The 1,371-nt window shown below is 45.4% G+C and carries 2 protein-coding genes; one reads left to right on the top strand and one right to left on the bottom strand.

Annotated features, from left to right (window positions below):
* On the top strand, nt 1-499 hold a 499-nt coding region (locus NNO02_RS23200; RefSeq protein ID WP_271455872.1), incomplete at its 5' end, for an Hcp family type VI secretion system effector.
* A gap of 477 nt (nt 500-976) precedes the next feature.
* On the opposite strand, the gene NNO02_RS23195 is transcribed toward NNO02_RS23200, so the two are convergent.
* Entirely contained in the window at nt 977-1,234 is a 258-nt protein-coding gene (locus tag NNO02_RS23195) for an Arm DNA-binding domain-containing protein (RefSeq protein WP_271455871.1), read from the bottom strand.
* Nucleotides 1,235-1,371 lie beyond the last annotated feature (137 nt).

The following is a 1,371-nucleotide window of genomic DNA, read 5'->3' as shown; positions in this document are numbered from 1 at the left end:
GTCATTACCAGCTTATATGTATATTTATGATGAAAATGGACAACTGATCAAAGGCAGTTGCATGGCGCTGGGCCGTGAGGGTGCAATTGAAATCATGAACAGCAGTTACGGTGTGTACCAAAATACATGCCGCAACACTGGTAAGCTGATGGGTTCGCGCGAACACAACGCTTTTACACTGCACAAAGAGATTGATAAGACCTCGCCATATTTTGCAGTTGCAGTCTGCCAAAGTAAGCGACTGCAAAAGGCAGTAATCCACTATTACGACATCAACGAGGCGGGTGTCGAATACGAGATTTACCGAATTACGCTTAACAACATCGTAATCATGTCCGTCAATGCTGCTCATGCTTATATGCCGGGTTCCCACACTCCGGGCATGATGGAAAATATCGCCATCACCTACTCAGGCATTGAGTGGTTTTATATCGAAGGGAATATCAAATACGACGATGACTGGAGCCGCCCGGTTGGTTACAACCAGCAGCAGAGGTAAATCGAATTGGCAGGCAGATCTGCTGAAAATAAAGACCACTTAGCAGAGTGCCTGCAATACTCGTCGCTATTCCCGAACACGCTTACTTGCAATACGAGCGTACCCGGTCATCAAATCAACGTAAATCAAACCAATAATGCAACAAATTTATAGACTTAAATCATAAGGTTACGTTCTTAACGTACATTTCCGTACTGTTGGGCTTCAACCCCCATCAACACATTAGTTTTATAGCCTGCTATAGCCCATTGTCTTACGGTATCAAGGGCCTTGAGCCAGCGGCCTAAATTATTATTTCTGATTTTAGTTGTTCTCCGTGAATTTCCATGCCAAAGCCTTTTTGTACTTAAAATGGTTGTGGGCGGATCCGGTAACAATCTCCCGCCATCTTTATCACGGTAGCTATCATATGCATAGCGATAGACAGCACGCAGAACACGTGCCCATAAATCAGCCTGGGCTTTACTGCCTTTTTCTTCACGCCTGAACGGGCCACCAAACCATATGCCATGCCCGCTCTCTGGCCTGCTCAATAGTCATATCCGGGAACTTGCCCAACGTCACACGGTAAAATTTTCCGTCGCGCTTTCGGGACGCACAAAAACTTTTGCTGCCACTGGACGTAACACGCAGCCGCAACCCATTAACGACACTATCAGCATATTCAAGGCGTTTGCCGGCATCAGGAACGGGGAGTTCCATCAGCACGGCTTTGGTGAAGCTGATCGTTCTCATAGGGCTTTCTTTTATGCTCCAGCAATCTTCTGGGGATACCTCGGGGATACTTTACAGAGGGAAATACGGGTAATTGTAGGTCATTATCGGCTGTTTTAAAAATCAGTAATTATCTGTTTTTCAATGAAAAATATGAA

Origin of the sequence: Citrobacter sp. Awk 2 (assembly GCF_028069815.1) — a bacterium.
In the GTDB taxonomy this organism is placed as follows: domain Bacteria; phylum Pseudomonadota; class Gammaproteobacteria; order Enterobacterales; family Enterobacteriaceae; genus Citrobacter.
This window is presented reverse-complemented; position numbering and strand designations above follow the sequence as displayed.

Excerpts from the sequence above, each read along its gene's own strand:
- NNO02_RS23195 (WP_271455871.1), bottom strand. The coding sequence starts at position 1,234 with ATGAGAACGATCAGCTTCACCAAAGCCGTGCTGATGGAACTCCCCGTT.